19 protein-coding genes are annotated in these 22,351 nt (G+C 71.7%); 4 read left to right on the top strand and 15 right to left on the bottom strand.

What is annotated here, in order from left to right:
• Positions 1–146: 146 nt before the first annotated feature.
• From VGE38_RS14635 to VGE38_RS14610, 6 genes are all read right to left on the bottom strand, one after another.
• On the bottom strand, positions 147–1,718 hold the full coding sequence (locus VGE38_RS14635) for a hypothetical protein (RefSeq protein WP_331143288.1): 1,572 nt from the start codon (positions 1,716–1,718) through the stop codon (positions 147–149).
• A complete protein-coding gene (locus VGE38_RS14630) occupies positions 1,693–2,415 on the bottom strand; it encodes an ABC transporter ATP-binding protein (protein ID WP_331143287.1) in 723 nt (240 codons plus the stop codon). The genes VGE38_RS14635 and VGE38_RS14630 overlap by 26 nt, the downstream gene beginning before the upstream one ends.
• Before the next feature lie 117 nt (positions 2,416–2,532).
• Complete coding sequence (locus VGE38_RS14625) at positions 2,533–4,710, bottom strand: 3-hydroxyacyl-CoA dehydrogenase NAD-binding domain-containing protein (protein ID WP_331143286.1); 2,178 nt, start codon at positions 4,708–4,710, stop codon at positions 2,533–2,535.
• Positions 4,711–4,724: 14 nt separating this feature from the next.
• Positions 4,725–5,936 carry an acetyl-CoA C-acetyltransferase gene (locus VGE38_RS14620; protein WP_331143285.1) on the bottom strand — a complete coding sequence of 404 codons (1,212 nt, stop codon included), beginning with the start codon at positions 5,934–5,936 and terminating at the stop codon, positions 4,725–4,727.
• 86 nt (positions 5,937–6,022) lie between these two features.
• Positions 6,023–7,015 carry an AurF N-oxygenase family protein gene (locus VGE38_RS14615; RefSeq protein WP_331143284.1) on the bottom strand — a complete coding sequence of 331 codons (993 nt, stop codon included), beginning with the start codon at positions 7,013–7,015 and terminating at the stop codon, positions 6,023–6,025.
• 13 nt (positions 7,016–7,028) lie between these two features.
• Positions 7,029–8,186 (bottom strand): acyl-CoA dehydrogenase family protein, encoded by a 1,158-nt coding sequence (locus tag VGE38_RS14610; RefSeq protein WP_331143283.1) that lies wholly within the window; start codon positions 8,184–8,186, stop codon positions 7,029–7,031.
• A 186-nt stretch (positions 8,187–8,372) separates the two neighbouring features.
• On the opposite strand from VGE38_RS14610, the gene VGE38_RS14605 reads away from it, so the two are divergent.
• The gene (locus VGE38_RS14605) at positions 8,373–9,002 is read left to right on the top strand and encodes a TetR/AcrR family transcriptional regulator (protein ID WP_331143282.1); all 630 of its coding nucleotides are present in this window, start codon (positions 8,373–8,375) and stop codon (positions 9,000–9,002) included.
• A gap of 9 nt (positions 9,003–9,011) precedes the next feature.
• On the opposite strand, the gene VGE38_RS14600 is transcribed toward VGE38_RS14605, so the two are convergent.
• The 8 genes from VGE38_RS14600 to VGE38_RS14565 form a co-directional block, all read right to left on the bottom strand.
• Positions 9,012–9,710, bottom strand: a complete 699-nt coding sequence (locus tag VGE38_RS14600; RefSeq protein WP_331143281.1) for a TetR/AcrR family transcriptional regulator — start codon at positions 9,708–9,710, stop codon at positions 9,012–9,014.
• A gap of 46 nt (positions 9,711–9,756) precedes the next feature.
• Positions 9,757–10,758 carry an AurF N-oxygenase family protein gene (locus VGE38_RS14595; RefSeq protein ID WP_331143280.1) on the bottom strand — a complete coding sequence of 334 codons (1,002 nt, stop codon included), beginning with the start codon at positions 10,756–10,758 and terminating at the stop codon, positions 9,757–9,759.
• Positions 10,759–10,843: 85 nt separating this feature from the next.
• Positions 10,844–12,265, bottom strand: coding sequence for a DEAD/DEAH box helicase (locus VGE38_RS14590; protein ID WP_331143279.1), 1,422 nt, complete (start codon positions 12,263–12,265; stop codon positions 10,844–10,846).
• Between the two features lie 171 nt (positions 12,266–12,436).
• Positions 12,437–13,957, bottom strand: a complete 1,521-nt coding sequence (locus VGE38_RS14585; RefSeq protein WP_331143278.1) for a flavin-containing monooxygenase — start codon at positions 13,955–13,957, stop codon at positions 12,437–12,439.
• Positions 13,958–14,026: 69 nt separating this feature from the next.
• A complete protein-coding gene (locus VGE38_RS14580; RefSeq protein WP_331143277.1) occupies positions 14,027–15,205 on the bottom strand; it encodes a CaiB/BaiF CoA transferase family protein in 1,179 nt (392 codons plus the stop codon).
• A gap of 70 nt (positions 15,206–15,275) precedes the next feature.
• On the bottom strand, positions 15,276–16,007 hold the full coding sequence (locus VGE38_RS14575) for an amino acid ABC transporter ATP-binding protein (protein WP_331143276.1): 732 nt from the start codon (positions 16,005–16,007) through the stop codon (positions 15,276–15,278).
• Positions 16,004–16,855 (bottom strand): amino acid ABC transporter permease, encoded by an 852-nt coding sequence (locus tag VGE38_RS14570; protein ID WP_331143275.1) that lies wholly within the window; start codon positions 16,853–16,855, stop codon positions 16,004–16,006. The genes VGE38_RS14575 and VGE38_RS14570 overlap by 4 nt, the downstream gene beginning before the upstream one ends.
• A gap of 33 nt (positions 16,856–16,888) precedes the next feature.
• On the bottom strand, positions 16,889–17,752 hold the full coding sequence (locus VGE38_RS14565; protein WP_331143274.1) for an ABC transporter substrate-binding protein: 864 nt from the start codon (positions 17,750–17,752) through the stop codon (positions 16,889–16,891).
• Between the two features lie 90 nt (positions 17,753–17,842).
• Here VGE38_RS14565 and VGE38_RS14560 point away from each other — a divergent pair, with 90 nt between their 5' ends.
• A complete protein-coding gene (locus VGE38_RS14560) occupies positions 17,843–19,882 on the top strand; it encodes an FAD-dependent oxidoreductase (protein ID WP_331143273.1) in 2,040 nt (679 codons plus the stop codon).
• Between the two features lie 108 nt (positions 19,883–19,990).
• On the opposite strand, the gene VGE38_RS14555 is transcribed toward VGE38_RS14560, so the two are convergent.
• Positions 19,991–21,337, bottom strand: coding sequence for a GH1 family beta-glucosidase (locus VGE38_RS14555; protein ID WP_331143272.1), 1,347 nt, complete (start codon positions 21,335–21,337; stop codon positions 19,991–19,993).
• A 17-nt stretch (positions 21,338–21,354) separates the two neighbouring features.
• On the opposite strand from VGE38_RS14555, the gene VGE38_RS14550 reads away from it, so the two are divergent.
• Together VGE38_RS14550 and VGE38_RS14545 are read left to right on the top strand one after the other, a co-directional pair.
• Positions 21,355–22,029 (top strand): pirin family protein, encoded by a 675-nt coding sequence (locus VGE38_RS14550; RefSeq protein WP_331143271.1) that lies wholly within the window; start codon positions 21,355–21,357, stop codon positions 22,027–22,029.
• 55 nt (positions 22,030–22,084) lie between these two features.
• Positions 22,085–22,351: hypothetical protein (locus tag VGE38_RS14545; RefSeq protein ID WP_331143270.1), on the top strand; the 267-nt coding region annotated here is incomplete at its 3' end.

The raw sequence follows: 22,351 nt of genomic DNA, 5'->3' as shown, positions 1-22,351 counted from the left end.
GAGTAACGACGAGACACCAATGTAGTCGCCCTGCGCGTTCCGCGGCGTCGAACCCGGCCCGAGCGCTCGCCGGTCGGTCCTCATCCCACGGAAACCCGGGGCTCGACCCACGGAAACCCGGGGCTCGACCCACGGGAACCCGGGGCTCAACCGGCGACCGTGGTGACGATGCGGACCCGTTCGACCGGGTCGACCCAGCCGTCGCGGGCCTGCAGCAGACGCACGGCGGACCAGGCGAGGAACGGCAGCGCGACGAGGACGGAGAGCGACCAGTGCGGGGCCCGCGCCAGCCCGGAGAACACGAGGCTCGTGAGGGTGGTGGCCACGGCGAGCTTGGTGGAGTAGATGACCATCGCGACCGGTGGCGCGGGGGTCGCCCGCGCCGAGCGGAGGTCGGCGGCGTACGGCGACCGCTGGGCCCATCGCAGGGAGGCGGTCACGACCTGGGCGAGCACGACGAGCCACACGCACAGCAGCGCGACCAGCTCGGCAGCCGTCGGCACGCCCGCCCGCAGACACGCCAGCGCCAGGGTGATGCCGGAGGCGACCAGCAGGAACTCGGTCAGCACCCAGGCTCGGGCGGCGAAGACCGCCCCCGGCCCGACCGGCAGGCTCTCGCGCCACAGGACGCCACGGGTGTCGAGGCACCAGGCGTTGACGCCGAACAGCAACGCGCCACCGGAGGCCACGAGCCCGGGCAGGATCGTCAGCTGGCTCCACGGGAGGTCTCCGGCCAGCGAGACCAGGCCGGGCCCGATCGCGAGCACCAGCAGCCCGCGGCGCATCGGCACCGCCCGCCACACCGAGGACCGGTCGGTGCGGATCATCGCCCCCAGGATCGTGCGCGCCTCGGGCAGCGGCCGTTGCCGCCCGCTCTCGGAGCGCAGCTCGTCGCGTGGCTGCAGCCGGGCTGCGTAGTGCGCGGGGACGGCGCCCACCACCACGGCTGCCAGCAGCATCACCATCATGACCAGGAGCGTTCCGGCCCAGCGCCAGGTGGTGCCCTCGACGAGGCCGACGACGAACCACCGGGTGGGCACCCGGTCCAGCAGCGGTCCGAGCCGTCCGGTCACCTGCAGCAGGCCGGCCCCGGCGAGCACCGCGACCCCGGCGAGGCGCACCGTGGCGATGCCGTGCGGCAGCCGTCGGACGCCCTCGATGCTCCACGCCACGACCTGGCCCACGGCCGTCGCGGCGAGGATCCACAGCGCGGAGCCGAGCACCGCCGGCAGGTACCGGTCCGGGCCGACGCCGTACGCCGTGGCGCCGAGCAGCGCCCAGGACTGGATCAGCCAGGCGATGTTGAGCGGGGCGAGCAGCAGGGCGCCGAGATGGTCGGTCGTCGGGCTGACGGGATAGGCCACCAGCTGCTCACGCGGCACCAGCTCCCGGCCACCGCCGGAGGCGACCGCGGAGGCGAGGACGAGCAGCTGGAACGCGGCGAAGGCCGAGGGCAGCAGGACGAGCACGTCGACGGACCGCTCGCTGGTCCCCGCTCCCGGCACGTACGCCGGAACCGCGGCCGCCAGCACGGTGACGGCGGCGAACGCCAGCAGCCCGACGGCGCGCCGCCGACGGCTGATCGTCGTCGCGCGGAACCGCAGCAGGTGGCCGACGTCGACGATCGCACACCACTCGTTGCGCAGCAGGTGCTCGAGCTGCGTGCGACCGCCGGGGCGGCGGCGCGGGACGCTAGTCGAGGAGGCCGCGATAGGCACGCGCGCCCTCCTCGCCCGCCATGTCGCGGGCCGTCACGGTCGCGACCCGGGCCCCGCCTCGCAGCACCAGCACCGAGGAGCAGGCCTCCACGGCCAGCTCGCGCAGGTGGGTGGAGACGAGCACGCAGGCGCCGCGAGCCCGCGCGTCGTTGACGACCTCCAGGGTCGCCTCGACGCCGATCGGGTCGACGCCGTCGAACGGCTCGTCGAGCAGCAGCACCGCCGGCTCGTGGAACGCGGCCAGCAGCACCGAGAGCCGCCGGCCCATGCCGTGGCTGAACCCCGCCGTGACGCGGTGCGCGACGTCACCGAGCTCGAAGCGCTCCAGCAGCGTGCGCGCCTGCTCCTCCCAGCCGTGCGGCATCCGCCGCAGTCTCGCGGAGAGCTGCAGGTGCTCCCACGGCGTCGCCCGCGGCACCAGGCCACCGACGTCGGGGCAGTACCCGACCGCCCGCTTCACGCCCAGCGGCTCCCGACGTACGTCGTGCCCGGCGACCACCACGCTGCCGGCGGTCGGCGGCACGACGCCCGCGATCACCCGCATCGTCGTGGACTTGCCGGCCCCGTTGCGCCCCAGCAGCGCGGTCGAGTGACCCGCGTGGGCGGCGAGGTCGACGCCACTCACGGCATCGACCTCGCCGAACCGGACGTACAACGCCCTCACATCGACGACCGGCCGGGGGACTTGCTCACTCACTACCTCATCCTGAGCCGTCGCCCCCCGCCCTGGAAATGGCCGATGGCCGGTTCGGGCCGCTTTGCGACGCGAACCGGCCATCGGGGCCATCCCGGATCTGACCGATCGGCTGATGCCTCAGGCGGGGAAGGTCTCGCCCTTCGCCGCCAGGTCACGCAGGTACTGCGTCGGACGCAGCTGCTCGCCGTACTTGTCGGCCAGCTCGTCGGCGCGCGCGAGGAAGGCCTCGATGCCGTACGAGCCGTCGGCGGCGTCGTAGCCGGTGATGAACGACGCGGCACCGCCGGTGGCCGGCGGGAAGCCGATGCCGAAGACCGAGCCGATGTTGGCGTGCGCGGCCGAGGTCACGACGCCCTCCTCGAAGGTCTTGGCCGTCTCGATGGCCTGGCGGAACAGCAGCCGGTCCTTGATGTCGGCGATCGGCAGCTGCTCCTCGGCGACCGGGAACCGCTCGGCGAGACCGGCCCAGATCGAGCCGCGCTTGCCGTCGGGGTAGTCGAAGAAGCCCGCGCCGCGCAGGCGGCCCGCGCGACCCTGCTCGATCATCCAGCCGGCGACCGTCTCGGTCGGGCCCGGCTCCCCGCCGATCGCCTCACGAGTGGTCTTGGCGATCTTGTGCATCAGCTCCAGGTTGAGCTCGTCGGCGAGCTGCAGCACGCCGGTCGGGTAGCCGGCCTGCGTGGTGGCGCGGTCGAGGGTGTACGGCGCGACGCCCTCCTGCAGCATCGCCAGTCCCTCCTCGAGCATGGTGCCGATGACGCGCGAGGTGTAGAAGCCCCGCGAGTCGTTGGCGATCATCGGGGTCTTCTTGATGACCTGGACGACGTCGTAGGCCCGCGCCAGGGTCTCGTCGGAGGTCTCGGCACCCTTGATGATCTCGACCAGCGGCAGCTTGTCGACCGGGCTGAAGAAGTGCAGGCCGATGAAGCGCTGCGCCGCGTCGGTGCCCTCGAGACCCTTGGCGAGCTCGGTGATCGGCAGCGTCGAGGTGTTCGAGCACAGCAGAGCGCCCTCGGCGAGGAACGGGATGATCTCGTTGAAGACCTTCTGCTTCAGCTCGACCGACTCGAAGACGGCCTCGACGACGAGGTCGGCGCCCTTCGCGTCGGCCGGGTCGATGGTCGGCGTGATCCGGTTGAGAATCTGGTCGGCCTTCTCCTGGGTGATCTTGCCGCGGGAGACGCCCTTCTCGTTGAGGCCGGCGGTGTAGGCCTTGCCCTTCTCGGCCGCCTCGATGGTGACGTCCTTGAGGACGACCTCGACACCGGCGCGGGCGAGCACGTAGGCGATGCCGGCGCCCATCATGCCGGCGCCGAGCACGACGGCCTTCGTGGGCGTGTACTTCTCGACGCCGTCGGGGCGCAGGGCGCCGGAGTTGATCGAGCCGAGGTCGAAGAAGAACGCCTGAATCATGTTCTTCGCCTGCTGGCTGGTGACCAGCTGGACGAAGTAGCGCGACTCGATGCGCGAGGCGGTGTCGAAGTCGACCTGGGCACCCTCGACCGCGGCCGAGAGGATCGCCTTGGGGGCACGCATGTCGGCCTGCTTGAGCTGCTTGCGCAGGATCGGGCCCAGCGCCGGCAGGAACGCCGCGAGGGCCGGGGAGGACGGCTTGCCGCCGGGCAGCTTGTAGCCGGGCTTGTCCCACGGCTGCAGGCCGGCGCCCTCGACGTCGGCGTTCTCCTTGACCCACGCCTTCGCGCGGGCGAGAAGCTCGTCGGCCGGGACGATCTCGTCGACCAGGCCCTTGCCGAGCGCGGCCTCCGGCTTGAACCGGGTGCCCTGGCCGAGGATCTCGGTCAGCGCGGTGACGATGCCGAACATCCGCACGGTGCGGGTGACGCCGCCACCACCCGGCAGCAGGCCGAGGGAGACCTCGGGCAGGCCGATCTCGTAGCGGCCCTCGGCCGCGATCCGGCGGTTGGCCGCGAGCGCGATCTCCAGCCCACCGCCGAGCGCGGCACCGTTGATGGCGGCCACGACCGGCTTCGGGAACAGCTCGAGCTTCCGCAGCGTCGCCTTGATCTCCTCGACCTCGGCGAAGATCTCCGCGGCGTGCTCCTTGCGCAGCGGCAGCATGCGCTTGAGGTCGCCACCGGCGAAGAAGGTCTTCTTGGCCGAGGCGATGACGACGCCGGTCACCGTGTCGCCCTCGGCGAGCAGGCGGTCGACAGCCGCGGTGAACCCGGCCTTGTAGGCCTCGTTCATGGTGTTGGCGCTCTGGGACGGGTCGTCGAGCGTCAGGGTGACGATGCCGTCGGCATCGATGTCGTACTTGACAGCAGACTGAGTCATTTCCTTGGTCCCCTTCAGACGATCTCGACGATGGTGGCGATGCCCATGCCCGCGCCGATGCAGAGCGTGGCCAGGCCGCGCTTCTTGCCGGTGCGGATGAGCTCGTCGACCAGCGTGCCGAGGATGATCGCGCCGGTGGCGCCGAGCGGGTGGCCCATGGCCATGGCGCCGCCGTTGACGTTGGTGACGGACTGGTCGATGCCCATGTCCTTCATGAAGCGCAGCGCGACGGCGGCGAACGCCTCGTTGATCTCCCAGAGGTCGATGTCGGAGGGCTTGAGGCCGGCCTTGGCCAGCGCCTTGTACGCCGCGGGGCCGGGGCCCGTCAGCATGATGGTCGGCTCGGAGCCGATCACGGCGCTGGACACGATCCGCGCCTTCGGGGTCAGGCCGTAGTCCTTGCCGACCTGCTCGTTGCCGATGACCACGATGGCGGCGCCGTCGACGATGCCGGAGGAGTTGCCGGCGTGGTGGACGTGGTTGATCTTCTCGATCCACGGGTACTTCGCCAGCGCGACCTCGTCGAACCCGCCGTCGCGGCCCTGCTGCTCGAAGGACGGCTTCAGCGCGGAGAGCGACTCCACGCTCGTGCCGGGACGGATCAGCTCGTCCTTGGCCAGGACCTGCACGCCGGACTTGTCGTAGACCGGGACGACCGAGCCGTCGAAGTAGCCGTTGCTCCACGCCTTGTCGGCGCGTGCGTGCGACTCTGCGGCGAGCGCGTCGACGTCCTCGCGGGTGAAGCCCTCGAGGGTCGCGATCAGGTCGGCGCTGATGCCCTGCGGCACGAAGTCGAGGGCAAGGTTGGTGGCCGGGTCCATCGCCCAGGCGCCGCCGTCGGCACCGAGCGGCACGCGGCTCATCGACTCGACGCCGCCGGCGATGATGACGTCCTCCCAGCCCGAGCGCACCCGCGCCGCAGCCTGGTTGACGGCCTCGAGGCCCGAGGAGCAGAACCGGTTGAGCTGGACGCCCGCGACGGTCTCGGGCAGGCCCGAGAGCAGCGACGCGGTGCGGGCGATGTCCATGCCCTGGTCGCCGATCGGGGAGACCACGCCGAGGACGACGTCGTCGATCCGGTCGGTGTCCAGGGTGGGGTTGCGCTTCTGCGCCTCGTCGAGCAGCCCGACCACGAGGTCGACCGGCTTGATCTCGTGCAGCGCCCCGGTCTTCTTGCCACGGCCGCGGGGCGTGCGGAGGTGGTCGTAGATGAATGCTTCAGCCATCGGTCTTCCTTGTTGTCGGCTCGTTGTCGGCTTGTTGTCGGTACGTCGTGAGGTACGCGGGTGGGTGCAGGTCGGTGCGGGGTGGTTCAGTGCGCGGCGGACGCCGGCTGGGCACGGTAGCGGGAGGGCCGGCCGTCGATGCCGAGCGCCCGCCACAGCGGCTTGGTGAGCGTGTTCCGGACGCCGATGTTGTCGGCCAGCATGCGGATGTCGCCGAAGACGTCGCGCAGCGCCTTGCGCGACTCCGGCGAGTCCCACCAGATCTCCCGGGCGACCTCCTCGGGGATGCCCATGTCACGCAGGGCGCGCTTGTTCGGCTTCAGGATCAGGTCGCAGGCGATCCGCATGGTGAGCGGGAACAGCACCGCGAGCAGCGCCTTGCGTACCGGGTCGAGGTGCGGGACGTGCTCCTCGAGGTACTCGTGCCCGAAGCTGATGTGACGGGCCTCCTCGGCGATGTGGATCTGCATCACGCGAGCGACGAGCGGGTGGATCTCGTCGGAGGACCGCATGATCGCCTTCTGGAGGTGGTCGATCGGCTCCTCGATGGCGAGCACCATCGTGAAGAAGAACTCCGGGAACAGCCAGCCCATCGACGCGATCAGGGGCGCACAGGCCTTGAACGACCCCGACAGCCCGTGGATCTCGGGGGCGATCCGGTTGACCGCCTCCTGGAACATCTGGGTGTGGTGGGTCTCCTCGGTGATCTCGTGGGTGGCGTACCGGAACTCCGGGTTCTCGTTGTCCAGCCACAGCAGCCGGAACATCACGCCGGCGATGAGGAACTGCTCGAACTGCAGACCCACCTTCGCCACGAGGCCGTAGCGGTAGCGGCCGATCTCACGCTGCCGCTCCTTGGGCAGCGTGCGGTACCACGGGTGGCCGCCGACGGCGTCGGCCTCCGGCAGGATCCAGCAGTCGTCGTCGGGGCGCCGGCCGAAGAGCGGGTCGTCCCAGGGGATGTCGAGGAAGGCGTCGAAGTGCTGGTGCACGGACGCCTCCGACAGCTGCCGGAGGACGTCGCGGTACGCCGGCTCGAACTGTTCCGCCGTACGCCGGCGGGGAAGCAGCTTCACCATGTCGGTCCCCTCGTCAGACCGGGGCGGGCAGGGAGCGGGAGATGATCTCCTTCATGATCTCCGAGGTGCCGGCGTAGATCTGCGAGACCCGCAGGTCGGCCCACGCGCGGGCGATCGGGTACTCGTTCATGTAGCCGTAGCCGCCGTGCAGCTGCAGGCACTTGTCGGCCACCTTCTGTGCCCGCTCCGAGCACCACAGCTTCACCATCGCGGCGGTCGGGATGTCGAGCTGCTTCTCGACGTGGAGGGCGATGCACTCGTCGAGGAAGGACCGGGCGACCCGCGCCTCGGTGGCGACCTCGGCCATCTTGAACTTGGTGTTCTGGAAGCCCCAGATCGGGCGGCCGAAGGCGTGCCGGTCGTGGACGTAGCGCATGGTCTCGTCGAAGCAGAACTCCATGGCGGCGACGTTGGAGACCGCGACGATGAGTCGCTCCTGTGGCAGCTGCTCCATCAGCTGGATGAAGCCCTGGCCCTCCGCGGTGCCGAGCAGGTTGCTCGCCGGGACGCGGACGTCCTCGTAGATGAGCTCAGAGGTGTCCTGCCCCTTCATGCCGATCTTGTCGAGCACCTTGCCGCGGGAGAAGCCGGGGGTGTCGGCCGGGACGATGACCAGTGAGATGCCGGCCGCCTTCTCCTCGGGGTTGGTCTTGACGACCGTCACCACGACGTCGGCCTGGGCGCCGTTGGTGATGAAGATCTTCGTGCCGTTGATGACGTAGTCGTCACCGTCCCGGATCGCCTTCGTGGTGACGCTCTGCAGGTCCGACCCGGTGCCCGGCTCGGTCATGGCGATCGCGCCGACGACCTCGCCGCTGGCCATCTTCGGGAGCCAGGTCTGCTTCTGCTCCTCGGTGCCGTAGGCCAGGATGTAGTGGGCGACGATCCCGTTGTGCAGCGAGACGCCCCACGAGCTGTCTCCGGCGCGGGCCTGCTCCTCGATGAGGATCGCCTCGTGGGCGAAGGATCCGCCACCGCCGCCGTACTCCTCGGGGATCGAGAGGCAGAGCAGGCCGACCTCGCCGGCCTTGTTCCACAGGTCCCTGTCGACGTGCTTCTGCTCGATGTACCTCTCGACGTTGGGCGCGATCTCCTTCTGGCAGAAGGTGCGCGCAAGGTCGCGGAAGTCGTCGAGGTCCTGGTTCATCCAGGGCGAGCGGCGAGGCGGCATCGTTTCCTCCGATGGCTGAGGCGGCCGGTGGACACCGGCGGGACAGGTGGTACAGGGTGTACCAAGGTACAAGGTGTATCACCGGCGAGCGCGCCGCGACAAGCAGTGCCACGGAGACGTGACCCCGGTCACAGTCGCGTCAGGTCGGTCGCCGTGCCCTCAGGCGCGACGGGGAGGATGGAGCACGTGGAGACGACCGATGCCGGCCTGAGCCGCCGCGACGCGCTGGTGGCTGCGGCCGTCGCGTGCGTCGAGGAGTACGGCCCGCACGTCGGCATGGCCCAGATCGCCGAGCGCGCCGGCGTACCCCGGCCGCATGTCTACCGGATCATCGCGAGCAAGGACGAGCTCGACGCCGAGGTCGCGCGCATCGCCGCCGAGCAGTTCCTGGCCCGGGTGCGGCCCGCGGTCGCGCAGCCGGCCTCGATCTGGGCGGTCGCGCACGGCTCGATCTCCTCCGCGGTGTCCTGGGCGGCCGAGCATCCCCAGCTGTACCGCTTCATCGCCGCCCGCCAGCACGCCCGCGCCGCGAGCGGCCCCCGGCAGGGCCGGGGCCGCTTCCTGGACCTGCTGGTGCAGTCGAGCCTGGAGTACGTCCGGCGCGCCGGCAGGGAGATCGACACCGTGCCGGACGCGGTGCTCGCCGGCATCATGGGCCTCATCGACGCCAGCATCATCTGGTGGCTCGACCACCACGACGAGAGCCAGGACCAGCTCGTCACCCGGTTGGCACGTCAGGTCACGCTCATCGAGCGTGACCTGCTGGCCCAGCTCGGCATCACCGTCGACGAGTACACCGTCCTCGGCGCGCCCTGAGCCGGGCGCTCACGCTCCGGCGATCAGCTGCTCCAACGGCGCGTCGGGGTCGACGGTCAGCCCGAACGCCCGGGCCCGGGTGTCGATGACCGCCCACGCCGACTCCACGAGCAGGCCGATCATGTGGTCGGCGTCGGGTACGTCGACACCGGTCCGGATCCAGCGGCGCACCGTGCCGAAGACGGCCACGACCAGCCCGTAGACCAGCGGCCCGGTCGCCGCGCGGTCCGCCTCGCTCAGCTTCGCACCGAGCGCCTCGAAGACACCGGTCAGCAGCGCGGCCACCTGGGCGCTGACCCGCCCGAGCGTCTGCTCGAGTGGACCGTCGCCGTCGACGGCGGTCTCGTAGTCGAACCGGCGGTGCAGCAGCGGGTGGCGCACCGCCCACTGGACGTAGACCCGGATCATGCCCTCGATGCTGTCGCGGATCGTCCCCTCCAGGTGCAGCGTGGGCACCAGCTCGGCCCACAGGCTCTCCAGGACGTAGGACTGCACGGCGGCGTCGAGCTCGCGGCGGTCCGCGAACTGCCGGTAGACCACCGACCGGCTCAGTCCGGCGCGGCGCGCCACCTCTTGCAGCGTGAGGTCGGCGTCGCCGGACTCGATCAGCTCGACGGCGACCCCGACGATCCGCTGGCGGCGCGCGTCGTTGTGCTCCCGCCAGCGCTTCTGGCGACCGTCGGGTGCCGCGTCGGGGACGGTGGTCATGCCACCGAGCCTAGCGAGCCGCGGCCGGCGTACGTCGGCTCGGGACTCAGCGGGCCGTGGCGGGCTGGCTCCGGAACCGCGCGGATCGACCCTCGATGCCGGCGAGCCGCCAGAACAGCCGGGGCACGGGCCCACGGATGCCGAGGTCGTCGCAGAGCATCCGGACGTCGGCGAACAGGTCGCGCAGGAACTGCTGCGAGCGGGGCGAGTCCCACCAGATCTCGCGGGCGACCTCGTCGGGGATGCCCATGTCCTCGCGGGCCCGCTTGCTCGGCACCATGATGACGTCGCCCAGGGCACGCATGCCCAGTGGCGTGAGCACGCCCAGGAGGAGCTTGGAGACGCGACCCAGGTCGGGCGCGTGCTGCTCGAGGTAGGTGTGGGCGAAGCCGATGTGGCGAGCCTCCTCGGCCACATGGATGGAGATGATCCGCTCCAGCATCGGATGGATGCTGGTGTTCTGCCGCAGCAGCTGCTTCTGGAGGTGGTCGATCGGCTCCTCACCGGCGAGCACGCCCATCCAGAAGAACGCCGGCGCCCAGCCGGCGACGGTGGCCAGCAGCGGGATCGCCTTGCGGAACGCGGTCGGCGCCCCCTGGACGTCCAGGCCCGTGCGGTTGACGAACTCCTGGAACATCTGGGTGTGGTGGCATTCCTCCGTCGCCTCGTGCGTGGAGTAGCGGAACTCGGGGTTGCCGTTGGGCAGCGTCAGTGCGTGGTTCATGATCCCGCTGATGAGCAGCTGCTCGAACTGCAGCCCGACCTTGCAGATCAGCGCCCAGCGGTAGATCCCGATCTCGATCTGGCGCTGCTTCGGCAGCGACCGGTACCACGGGTGTGCACCGAGGTTGTCCTCCGGACCGAGGATCCACCGCTCGTCGGTGGGGTCGACGCGGAACTCCGGGTCGTCCCAGTCGATGTCCTCGAAGGCGTCGAAGTGCTGGTGGACCGACGCCTCGGACAGGGTCCGCAGCGTGTCGTAGTACTCCTGCTTGCCCTGGCGCCGGTAACCGGTCGCGGCCGTGCGCTCTTCCTCGATCGCGGTCATGTCCCCAAGTTACTGGGACAGGTGTCCCATTTACAAGGACCGCAGCGTGGCTTCTGTGAACCGCGTCATACGCCCGCGCAGGCGGTCAGGCGCTGGCGTGCGGGCGGCTCGCGCCGCCCCGGCCTCCGCGCCGGCGGCTGCGGCCGCTCCCGTTGCCGCTCCCGTTGCTGCTGCCGGTGCCATTGCCGGAGCCCTTCCCGCCGCCGTTGCGGGCGCCGTTGCGGGCGCCGGCGCCGCCACCGGTTCCGGCGCCCGAGCGCGGACGGCGGGAGCGCTGCTGGCCGCCACTCCGAGGTGCGGTCGCGCCGGAGCCGGCCGCCTCGGCGACGTACCCGCCGTCGACGAGCACCCGGGCGCCGGGCGCAAGGGTGGTCAGCACCGGGTGCCGGGGGCCGTCGACCTTGGTGATCGTCGGCTTGATGCCGGCGGCGCGAGTCAGGTCGCGCACGTCGCGGACCTGCTCGTCGGTCATCAGCGTGACGACGGTGCCGGAGGCGCCGGCGCGGGCGGTGCGCCCGGAACGGTGCAGGTAGGCCTTGTGCTCGGCCGGCGGGTCGGCGTGCACGACGAGCGCGACGTCGTCGACGTGGATCCCGCGGGCGGCGATGTCGGTCGCGACCAGCGTCGTGGCGGCACCGCTGTGGAAGGCCTCCATGTTGCGGGTGCGGGCGCCCTGGGAGAGGTTGCCGTGCAGCTCGACCGACGGCACGCCGTTCTTGTTCAGCTGGCGGGCGAGCGCCTTGGCGCCGTGCTTGGTGCGGGTGAAGACGACGGTGCGTCCGGGCGCCGAGGCGAGGTCGACGAGCACGGGCAGGCGGTGGTCGCGCGCCAGGTGCAGGACGTGGTGGTCCATGGTCGACACCGGCGACTGCGCCGAGTCGGCCTCGTGCGTGACCTGGTTGTGCAGGAAGCGCTTGACCAGCACGTTGATGCCATTGTCGAGCGTCGCCGAGAACAGCAGTCGCTGACCGCGCTCCGGGGTCTTCTCCATGATCCGGCGTACGCCGGGCAGGAAGCCGAGGTCGGCCATGTGGTCGGCCTCGTCGAGGATCGTGATCTCCACGGCGCCGAGGTCGCAGTGGCCCTGACCCATCAGGTCCTCGAGCCGGCCCGGGCAGGCGAGCACGATGTCGACGCCCTTGCGCAGGCCCTGGACCTGCGGGTTCTGGCCGACGCCGCCGAAGACGGTCTGGACGGTCAGGCCGAACTCGCTCGCCATCGGATCGAGCGACTCCTTGATCTGACCGACCAGCTCGCGGGTCGGCGCCAGGATCAGGGCGCGGGGGCGCTTCGCGGTGCGCGGCTTGCCGGACTCGACGAGCCGAGCGACCAGCGGCAGCAGGAAGGCGTAGGTCTTCCCGGAGCCGGTGCGGCCGCGGCCGAGAACGTCGCGGCCGGAGAGGCTGTCGGGAAGGGTGGCGGCCTGGATGGGCGTCGGCTCGGTGATGCCGCGCTCGGACAGGACGGTGGCCAGGCGTGCGGGCACGCCGAGGTCGGTGAAAGACACAGAAGACTCGCTTGACGAGAGAGGTGTCTCGCCAGAGGAGGAAGGCACCCGTGAGGTGCGATCGGCGGGCCGGGGCAAGACAGGAACGGCGTCCGCGGTGCCCACCCTAGGGGACGGGCACCGCGAACGCCGATTCCTGACCGGTGCCGCGACTGTCGCGAAGCGACGCCGTCAGCCGAACTGCAGGTGCTTGTCCTCGTAGGTGCCGGGCCCGAGGACCTTCATGTCGACCACGTAGTTCTGCTTGGCCTCGAACGGGAAGCTGTCGCCCTGCCGCGGCATGTTCGGAGCGCCGCGCAGCAGGTAGCCCGACTTCATGTCCATGAGCGGCCGCGAGCCGGGGACCTCCGGCTCCGAGACCACGAAGCGCGCCGCGCCGCGCTTCTCCATCTCGGTGACCAGCCCGGCGAACCACGCCGACACGAGGTCGGCCTTGAGCGTCCAGGAGGCGTTGATGTAGCCGATGGTGAACACGAAGTTCGGCACGCCCGCGAGCAGGGCGCCGCGGTAGGCGGTGCGCGACCCGGAGTCGAGCGGCTCGCCGTCCAGGGTCACCTCCACGCCGCCGAACATCTTGATGTTCAGCCCCGTGGCGCTGACGATGATGTCGGCCTCGAGGTGCTCCCCCGACTCCAGCTCCACGCCGGTCTTGGTGATCGTGCGGATCTTGTCGGTCACGATGTCGGCGCGCCGCTCGCGCAGCACCTTCCACAGGTCACCGTCGGGCACGGCGCACAGCCGCTGGTCCCACGGGTTGTACGGCGGGGTGAGGTGCTGGTCGACGAACGCCTCGGCCTCGGCCTTGGTGAAGCCGGGACCGCCGTTGCGGGCGGTGAGCGAGGAGACCTGGTGGTTGCGGATGAACTTCTTCGCCAGGCCGGGGGCCCGCTGCGCGAAGTGGTAGAGCCCGACACTGAGGCCGATGTTCTCCCAGCGCAGCGTCTCGTAGTACGACGCCGCGCGCAGCTTCTTGAACGGCAGGAAGGCCCGGAACGGCACCTTGCTCAGGCCGTGGGCGACGGGGTCGCTGCCGGGCCGCGACAGGATGTACGTCGGCGTGCGCTGCAGCATCGTGACGTGCCCTGCCCCGGAGTTGGCCAGCGCCGGCACCAGGGTCACCGCGGTGGCGCCGGAGCCGATGATGACGACCTTCTTGCCGGTGTAGTCGAGGTCCTCGGGCCAGAACTGGGGGTGGATGAAGGTGCCCTCGAAGTCGTCCACGCCGGGGAACTCCGGCTGGAAGCCCCGGTCGTAGTCGTAGTAGCCGGTGCAGTTCCACAGGAACTGGGAGGTCAGCGTCACGGGCTCACCGTCGGCGAGCGCCTGGACGGTCCAGGTGTTGGTGCCGCTGTCCCAGGCAGCCGAGGTGACCTGGTGCCCGAAGCGGATCAGCTTGTCGACGCCCTCCTCCTCCGCGACGGTCTGGAGGTAGCCCTTGATCAGCGGGCCGTCGGCGAGCGTCGTCGTGGAGTCCCACGGCCGCCACTTGAAGGCGAAGGTGAACATGTCGGAGTCCGACCGGATGCCGGGGTAGCGGAACAGGTCCCAGGTGCCGCCGAGGTCGTCGCGCCGCTCGAGGACGACGACCGACTTGGTGGGGTGCTCGCGCCGGAACGTCGCCGCGGCGTCGATGCCGGACAGACCGGCACCGATGATGACGACGTCGACGTGCTCAGTGGGGTTGCTGGCCATGGAGGAAACCTACTCGCTGGTAGCGCAACTCCGAAGGGTGTCCACGGGATGTCGCGCCGCCTGCTGCGGCTAGGGCTGGACCGCCGCGCCGGAGGCGACCAGTGCCTCCACGCCGTCGATCCCCCAGGCGGTGAGCGCCGCCACGGTCTGGGCGCCCGCCTCGGCCGCGGGTGGCGGGCCCAGGGTCGCCGCGGTGCGGCTGAAGCGCGGCGCCGGGGCAGGCTGGGTGAAGCCGTCCTTCTCGACGAACGTGCCGCGCGCGACCAGGTGCGGGTGGCGCGCCGCCTCGGACGGCGTCACGACCGGCGCGACGCAGGCGTCGGTGCCCTCGAAGACCTCGGTCCACTCCGCCTGGGTGCGCTGCTTGAGCGACGTCGCGAACAGCTCCCGCATCTCGCCCCACCGGGCGAACTCGTACTGACCCGGGCAGACGTCCTTCACGCCGAGCAGGGTCACGAAGGCGTCGAAGAACTGCGGCTCGATCGCACCGACGGCGACGTGGCGACCGTCGCCGGTCTCGTAGACGTCGTAGAAGGGCGCGCCGCCGTCGAGCAGGTTGGTGCCGCGGTTCTCGGTGAACAGCCCCGCGCCGGCGAAGCCGGCGGCCATGACCCCCAGGTGGGCCGTGCCGTCCACGATGGCCGCGTCGACGACCTGGCCCCGGCCGCTGACCCGCGCCTCGAGGAGCGCCGCGAGCACGCCGATGACGAGGTACGTCGACCCGCCGCCGAAGTCGCCGAGCAGGTTGACCGGGAAGTGCGGCCGAGCGGGGTCCTGACCGAGGCCGTGCAAGGTGCCGGTCGTCGCGATGTAGGTGAGGTCGTGCCCCGCCGCGTGCGCCAGCGGGCCGTCCTGGCCCCAGCCGGTCATCCGGCCGTAGACCAGCCGCGGGTTGCGCGCGAGGCAGTCCTCGGGCCCGAGGCCGAGCCGCTCCAACACGCCGGGCCGCATCCCCTCGACCAGGACGTCGGCCCGCTCGACGAGGTCGAGCACGGTGGCGACCGCGTCGGGGTGCTTCAGGTCCAGCGCGACGCTGGGGCGGCCGCGGGTCAGCAGGTCGTGGGGCCCGCCACCGAGGGGGTTGCCACCGGGGCGGTCCACCCGGATCACGTCCGCCCCGAGGTCGGCGAGGATCGTGCAGGCGTGCGGCCCCGGACCGATCCCGGCGATCTCCACGACCTTGATCCCGCGGAGCGGTCCGGTCCCCTGGCCGAGCGTGACGGCGGCATCCCTGACATCGGTAGTCATGGCCGGATCATGGCAGGAGGTGCCCGGGCGTCGGAGGACCCGTCTCAGCCCGGCGCGCTGTTGCGAGGGGTCACAGCACCCGCGACAGGAACGCGCGGGTGCGCTCCTCGCGGGGGGCGGTGAACAGCTCGGCGGGCGGTGCCTGCTCGAGGATCCGCCCTCCGTCGAGGAAGCAGACCGAGGTCGCCACCTCGCGGGCGAACGCCATCTCGTGGGTCGCCAGCACCATCGTCATGCCCGCCGCCGCCTCGGCGCGCACCATCGCGAGCACCTCGCCCACCAGCTCCGGGTCGAGGGCCGCCGTGATCTCGTCGAGCAGCAGCAACCGGGGCCGGGTGCACAGCGCCCGCACCAGCGCCACGCGCTGCTGCTGGCCGCCGGAGAGCGCGTCGGGGTGCGCCGCCGCCTTCTCGGCCAGCCCGAATCGTCCGAGCAGGTCGAGGGCCCGCTCCCGGGCCTCGCGGCGTGGGACCCCGTGCACCTTCACCTGGGCCAGCACGCAGTTCTCCAGCACCGTCAGATGCGGGAAGAGGTTGTAGGCCTGGAACACCATCCCGATCTCGCGGCGCACCTCGCGCGGGTCCACGAGCGGGTCGGAGATCTCGCGTCCGTCGAAGCCGATGGTGCCGTCGTCGATGGTCTCGAGCAGGTTGAGGCAGCGCAGCAGGGTCGACTTGCCCGAGCCCGAGGAGCCGATCAGGCACACCACGTCGTGCTGGCGGACGGTCAGCGAGATGTCGCGGAGCACCACCCGGTCGCCGTACGCCTTGCGCAGGCCGCGCACCTCCAGCAGGTCGGTCATCGCGCCAGCCCCCGCTCCCGGCGCATCGCCCGGGCGGCGAGCCAGTCGGTGAGGCGCGCCAACGGCACCGTGACGACCACGAAGAAGGCGGCGGCGACCAGCAGCGCGGAGTAGTTGAAGTGGTAGTTGCCGTAGTCCGAGGCCGCGCGCAGCGCCTCGACGACGCCGACGGCCGAGATCAGGGCGGTGTCCTTCTGCAGGGAGACGAAGTCGTTCATCAGCGGAGGAACGACGCGACGCAGGGCCTGGGGCAGCACGACGTGGCGCATCGCCTGCGGCCGGGAGAGCGCGAGCGCCTCGGCGGAGGCCAGCTGGGTCGGGTGCACGGAGTCGATGCCCGAGCGCACGACCTCGGCGACGTACGCGCCGTACGAGAGGACCAGCGCCACCAGCGTCAGCCAGAACAGCGAGTTCGTGACGCCGCTCAGCCGCATCGCCGGGATCCCGAAGGCGCACAGCACGACGACCAGCAGCGTCGGGATCCCGCGGAATAGGTCGGTGTAGGCGACCGCGAGGAGCCGCAGCGGCGCGAGCCAGGGCGAGACGGTGCGACGGGTGACGGCGACCAGGATGCCGACGAGCAGGATCAGCGGCTCGGCGATGAGGAACATCGCGACGTTGGTCCAGAACCCGTCGGCGACCGCAGGGAGCGCCGCGCGCATGTGCTCGCCGTCGAGGAAGGTCTCGCGGAACCGCTCCCAGCCCGGCGAGCTCACCGCGCCCAGGCCGAGCAGCCCGAGCACGACGGTCGTCACCACGACCGCCGTCAGCGTGCGCTGGTGGCGCTGGCGGCGGACCAGCGCCGCGCGCTCGAGCTGACGGGGGCTGGGCGTCCAGGCGTCGCTCACCGCTCCGTCCGCCACGGGCTCACCGCTCCCGGGTCACTTGAGGACGGGCACGTCGACGACGTCGGAGAGCCACTCCTGCTCGATGTCGGCCAGCGTGCCGTCCGCCTCCAGGTCGGCGAGCACCTGGTCGACGCAGGTGCGCAGCGGGTTGCCCTTCTCGAAGAGCAGCCCGAACTCGTCGGCCTGGCCGGCGGTCTCGAACTGACCGGTGATGGCGGAGCCCTCGATCTCGACGGCGCTGATGTAGAAGGCCGTCGGGAGGTCGGCCACGATGCCGTCGACCTGCCCGTTGAGCAGCGCCTGCTTGGCGGCGTTGGTGTCGTTGAAGACGAGCGGCTCCGCCGTCGGCTTCACCTGCTCGCGGACGGCGGTGAGGCTGGTGGTGCCGGTCTGGGCGCCGAGCTTGAGGCTCTTGAGGTCGGCGAGGCTGCCCGCCTGGTCGGCGTTCTCGGCCAGGGTGATGACCGCCTGGGAGGCGGTGTAGTAGGGCCGGGAGAAGTCCACGACCTCGGCGCGCTCGGGCGTGATCGAGATCTGGTTGATGTCGAAGTCGAACTCCTTGGCGCCCGGCGCGTAGGAGTTGTTGAACGGCACCTTCACCCAGGTGACCTCGTCCTCGGCGAACCCGAGCTTCTCCGCGACCGCGTAGGCGACGGCCGACTCGTAGCCGCGGCCGTTGCTCGGGTCGTCCTCGGAGAACCACGGCTCGTAGGCCGGCGAGTCGGTGGCCACCGTGAGGGTGCCGGCGGTCTTGACCGGCAGCCCGTCGGTCGTGCAGGCGTCGGCCGCCGGGGTGGCGTCTCCGGCGGGCTCGGTGGCCTCGTCCTCGGCGGGGGCGCAGGCGGCGAGCGCGAGCGCGAGCGGGACGGAGAGCAGGGCGGTACGACGCAGCGACATGGCACGCATCGTAGACGGGTCGGTCCGGCTGCCGGCCTCCTGCCCGCCCCCTGTCCCCCGCACAGCGTTACTTGTGAGTAACATCGCGGCATGACGCAGTCCGAGTCGCCGTACCCTCACCTGCTCAGCCCGCTCACGCTCGGCTCGGGGGAGGACGCCGTCACCCTGCGCAACCGGGTGGTGATGGGATCCATGCACACCGGCCTGGAGGACCGGCGCGTCGACCTGCCCCGGCTGGCCGCCTTCTTCGCCGAGCGCGCCAAGGGCGGCACCGGCCTCATCGTGACCGGCGGCTACGCGCCCAACAAGCGGGGCTGGCTGAAGCCGCTGGCCTCGGAGATGTCCTCGCGGCTGCAGGCCATGCGCCACCGCGAGGTCACCGGCGCGGTCCACGAGCACGGCGGCGCGATCGCGCTGCAGGTGCTGCACGCCGGCCGCTACGGCTACCACCCCCTCAGCGTCTCCGCCTCGGCCACGAAGTCCCCGATCACGCCGTTCAAGCCCTCGGCGCTCTCGACCAAGGGCGTCGAGAGGACCGCCTCCGACTTCGCCCGCTCGGTCGCGCTCGCCAAGAAGGCGGGGTACGACGCGGTCGAGATCATGGGCTCGGAGGGCTACCTGATCAACCAGTTCCTCGCCGAGCGCACCAACGACCGCACCGACAAGTGGGGCGGCTCGGCGCTGAACCGGATGCGGTTCCCCGTCGAGATCGTGCGGCGTGCCCGCGAGCTGGTCGGTCCGGGCTTCCCGATCATGTTCCGGATCTCGCTGATCGACCTGGTCGAGGGCGGCCAGACGTGGGAGGAGACCGTCGAGCTGGCCTACGCGCTGCAGGAGGCCGGGGTGACGGTGTTCAACACCGGCATCGGCTGGCACGAGGCACGCGTCCCCACGATCCTCACCCAGGTGCCGCGGGGTGCCTGGCACGACCTCACCGCCCGGCTGCGCGCGGAGGTGGCAGTGCCGGTGTGCGCGTCGAACCGCATCAACACCCCCGAGCTCGCCGAGGACATCCTCGCCGCTGGCGACGCGGACCTGGTGTCGATGGCCCGACCGCTGCTCGCCGACCCCGCCTTCGTCGCCAAGGCGGCCGAGGGCCGCGCCGACGAGATCAACACCTGCATCGCCTGCAACCAGGCCTGCCTGGACCACGCGTTCTCGAACAAGAAGGCGTCGTGCCTGGTCAACCCGCGCGCCTGCCACGAGACCACGCTGGTGCTCGCTCCCAGCCGCTCCCGCCGTACCGTCGCGGTCGTCGGTGCCGGCCCGGCCGGGCTGTCCGCGGCCGTCTCCGCCGCCGAGCGCGGGCTCTCGGTGACGCTCTTCGAGCGCGCCACCGAGATCGGCGGTCAGTTCCGGCTCGCGATGGCCGTGCCCGGCAAGGAGGACTTCGCCGAGACGCTGCGCTACTTCGGGCGCCGGCTGGAGGTGCTCGGCGTGGACGTGCGGCTCGGCACGACGCCGAGCGTGGCCGACCTGCAGCGCTTCGACGAGGTCGTGGTCGCCACCGGCGTCAGGCCGCGGGTCCCGTCGCTGCCCGGCGCGGAGCATGCGGCCGTCGTGACCTACGCCGACGTGCTGGCGGGCCGGGTCGTCCCCGGGCGGCGGGTCGCGGTCATCGGCGCGGGCGGCATCGGTGTCGACGTGTCGGTCTGGCTCACCCACGAGGACGAGACGCTCGACGAGTGGAAGGCGCACTGGGGCGTCGGCGACCCGGCGCTGCACCGCGGCGGCCTCGCCGAGCCGAAGCCGCGCACGCCGGCCCGTGAGGTCACGCTCCTGCAGCGCAAGGCGACCCCGATCGGCATCGGGCTCGGCAAGACGTCCGGGTGGGCCCACCGGGCGGTGCTGAAGCAGTCGGGCGTGCGGCTGGTCAGCGGGGCGTCGTACGACGGCATCGAGTCGGCCCCGGACGGGGTGACCCTCCGCTACACCGTCGACGAGGCCGCCCAGGAGCTCACCGTCGACACGATCGTGCTGTGCACCGGCCAGGAGTCGGTGCGCGACCTCTTCGACGAGCTGACCGCGCTCGGCGTACCCGCACAGCTGATCGGCGGCGCCGACGTCGCGGCCGAGCTGGACGCGAAGCGCGCGATCGGCCAGGGCACCCGGGTGGCCGCGGCGCTCTGACCCGGTTTCCCTCGCGTCACACTCCGGGGGCGGTTCGTCGGCTTCGGGGGCGTTGCAACGGCCCCGAAGTCGCGGAATCCCCGGTTCACCGGGGATTCCGCGGCCCGCTCACGCCGGCTGGGGGCTGTCCGGCTGGCCGGCGATGAGCCCGGCCAGCCAGTCGAAGGACCGCTTGGGGGTGCGCTCCTGGGTGGCCGGGTCGACGTGGACCAGGCCGTAGCGCGGGCGGATGCCGTCGGCCCACTCGAAGGCGTCCAGCAGCGACCACACGTAGAAGCCGCGGACGTCGACGCCGCGCTCCACCGCAGCGGTGACCGCCGCCAGATGTCCGGCCAGGTAGTCGATGCGGTCCTGGTCCTCGACCACGCCCGCCGGTCCCGGCTGCTCCTCGTACGACGCCCCGCACTCGGTGATGACCAGCGGCGGCAGCGCCGCCCGGTACCGCGCCCGGGTGAGGATCAGCCACTCGCGCAGCGCGTGCGGCACGACCGACCAGCCGGACGCCGTGAGGGGGTGGCCGAGCAGCGGGACGAACCGGAACGGCGTCGGGGCGTCCTCGTCGGCCGCGGCCACCCGCAGCGGGCTGTAGTAGTTGATGCCGTAGAAGTCGAGCGGCTGCCGGATCGTCGCCATGTCGCCGTCCTGCACCACCTCGTCGAGGAACGGCGCCAGGTCGGCCGGGTAGCGGCCGAGCAGCATCGGCTCGAGGAACATGCCGTTCCACAGCGTGTCGAAGAGCTTGGTCGCGCCGACGTCGGCGACGTCGTCGCTCGCCGGCCACATCGGCGCATGGTTGTTGGCGCAGCCGACGCCACGGGCACCGTGTCGGCGCAGCTCGGTGACGGCACGGCCGTGGGCCACCAGCAGGTGGTGGCCGACCGGCAGCGCGTCGAGCTGCAGCTGGCGCCCCGGGGCGTGGTCGCCGACGCCGTACCCGCGGGTCATGGCGACGTTGGGCTCGCTGATCGGCACCCAGTGCTCGACCCGGTCGGCGAGCCGGGCGCCCACCACGTCGGCGTACTGCGCGAAGGCCTCGATCGTCGCCCGGTTGAGCCACCCGCCGTCGTCCTCCAGGGCCTGCGGCAGGTCGTGGTGCAGCAGCGTCGCCATCGGCCGCACGCCGGCGGATAGCAGGTCGTCGACGAGCCGGTCGTAGTGGTCGAGCCCCGCCGGGTTCACCGTGCCCCGGCCCTTCGGGAGCACCCGCGACCACGAGATCGAGAAGCGGTACCCGCCCACCCCCAGGCGGCGCAGCAGCGCGACGTCCTCGGCCTGCCGGTGGTAGTGGTCGGCCGCCACCGCGCCCGTGGTGCCGTCGGCGATACGACCCGGCTGGGCGCAGAAGGTGTCCCACACGCTCGGACCGCGACCGTCCTCGGTCACGGCGCCCTCGACCTGGTAGGCGGAGGTGGTGACCCCCAAGGTGAAGCCGGGCGGCAGCGGGGGGACGGGCACGAGCACAATTGTGACTCGTGACCGTCGAGATCCGCCGAGGTTCCTCCCGATTCCCCGAGCGAGAGCCGGGGCGTGCCACCTGGCATGCCTTCTCGTTCGGCTCCCACTACGACCCGGACAACGTCGGCTTCGGGCCGATGACCTGTCACGACGAGCACCTGCTCGGCGACGGGCGCGGCTTCAGCCCGCACCCGCACCGCGACCAGGTCATCGTGACGTGGGTCGTCGCCGGTGCCCTCACCCACAGCGACTCGACCGGCGGGACGCACACGTTGCGGCCGGGCGAGGTCGGGGTGCTGTACGCCGGCAGCGGGGTCGAGCACAGCGAGATCGCCGCCGCGCCGCAGACCCGGTTCGTGCAGGTCTGGCTGCTCCCCGACGAGCACGACGCCCGGCCGGCGTACTCCGTCACGCCGGTCGAGGGGGCGGGCCTGGTGCGCGCGGTGGCCCCGACCAGCACCGCGACGCTGTGGGTGGCGCGGCTCGCGGCCGGCGAGAGCGTGACGCTGCCCGAGGCCCCGCTGGTGCACGCGTTCGTGGCGTCGGGGGCGCTGTTGCGCAGCTCGCTGGCCGAACCGCTGGCGGCCGGTGACGCGTTCCTGGTCTCGGGCGGCGGTGAGTACGCCGTCACCGCCGGTGTCGCCACCGAGCTGCTGATCTGGGCGATGTCGGCCGGTGACCGCGCGAGCTGAGCCGGATCCGGGATTCGTCGGCACCGCCAGGTCGGGCTCTCTAGGCTCTCCGGTCATGACCGCCCCATCGACGACCGGCAGGACGCATGGCGCACCGCGCCCGAGCGGGTCCTTCACCGGCGAGCTGGCCGGCCCGTGGGGCTTGCTGCGCACGGGGCGGATGCGAGCCGCACTGGCCGACCTGGCGCGGCTGCGCCGCGCCGCCGCCGAGGGCGCGGTGGAGCTGTCCGAACCGGAACGGGCCGAGGCGGCGCTGCTCACTGTCGAGGCCGAGCTCGCGGTCGGCGACCTGGCCCGAGCGGGCCGGGCGGCCGAGGAGCTC

Source organism: Nocardioides sp. (assembly GCF_036405735.1).
GTDB lineage: Bacteria > Actinomycetota > Actinomycetes > Propionibacteriales > Nocardioidaceae > Nocardioides.
This window is presented reverse-complemented; position numbering and strand designations above follow the sequence as displayed.

Excerpts from the sequence above, each read along its gene's own strand:
- VGE38_RS14620 (WP_331143285.1), bottom strand. The coding sequence starts at position 5,936 with ATGGCTGAAGCATTCATCTACGACCACCTCCGCACGCCCCGCGGCCGT.
- VGE38_RS14625 (WP_331143286.1), bottom strand. The coding sequence starts at position 4,710 with ATGACTCAGTCTGCTGTCAAGTACGACATCGATGCCGACGGCATCGTC.
- VGE38_RS14600 (WP_331143281.1), bottom strand. The coding sequence starts at position 9,710 with ATGACCACCGTCCCCGACGCGGCACCCGACGGTCGCCAGAAGCGCTGG.
- VGE38_RS14615 (WP_331143284.1), bottom strand. The coding sequence starts at position 7,015 with ATGGTGAAGCTGCTTCCCCGCCGGCGTACGGCGGAACAGTTCGAGCCG.
- VGE38_RS14580 (WP_331143277.1), bottom strand. The coding sequence starts at position 15,205 with ATGACTACCGATGTCAGGGATGCCGCCGTCACGCTCGGCCAGGGGACC.
- VGE38_RS14610 (WP_331143283.1), bottom strand. The coding sequence starts at position 8,186 with ATGCCGCCTCGCCGCTCGCCCTGGATGAACCAGGACCTCGACGACTTC.
- VGE38_RS14585 (WP_331143278.1), bottom strand. The coding sequence starts at position 13,957 with ATGGCCAGCAACCCCACTGAGCACGTCGACGTCGTCATCATCGGTGCC.
- VGE38_RS14575 (WP_331143276.1), bottom strand. The coding sequence starts at position 16,007 with ATGACCGACCTGCTGGAGGTGCGCGGCCTGCGCAAGGCGTACGGCGAC.
- VGE38_RS14565 (WP_331143274.1), bottom strand. The coding sequence starts at position 17,752 with ATGTCGCTGCGTCGTACCGCCCTGCTCTCCGTCCCGCTCGCGCTCGCG.
- VGE38_RS14595 (WP_331143280.1), bottom strand. The coding sequence starts at position 10,758 with ATGACCGCGATCGAGGAAGAGCGCACGGCCGCGACCGGTTACCGGCGC.
- VGE38_RS14560 (WP_331143273.1), top strand. The coding sequence starts at position 17,843 with ATGACGCAGTCCGAGTCGCCGTACCCTCACCTGCTCAGCCCGCTCACG.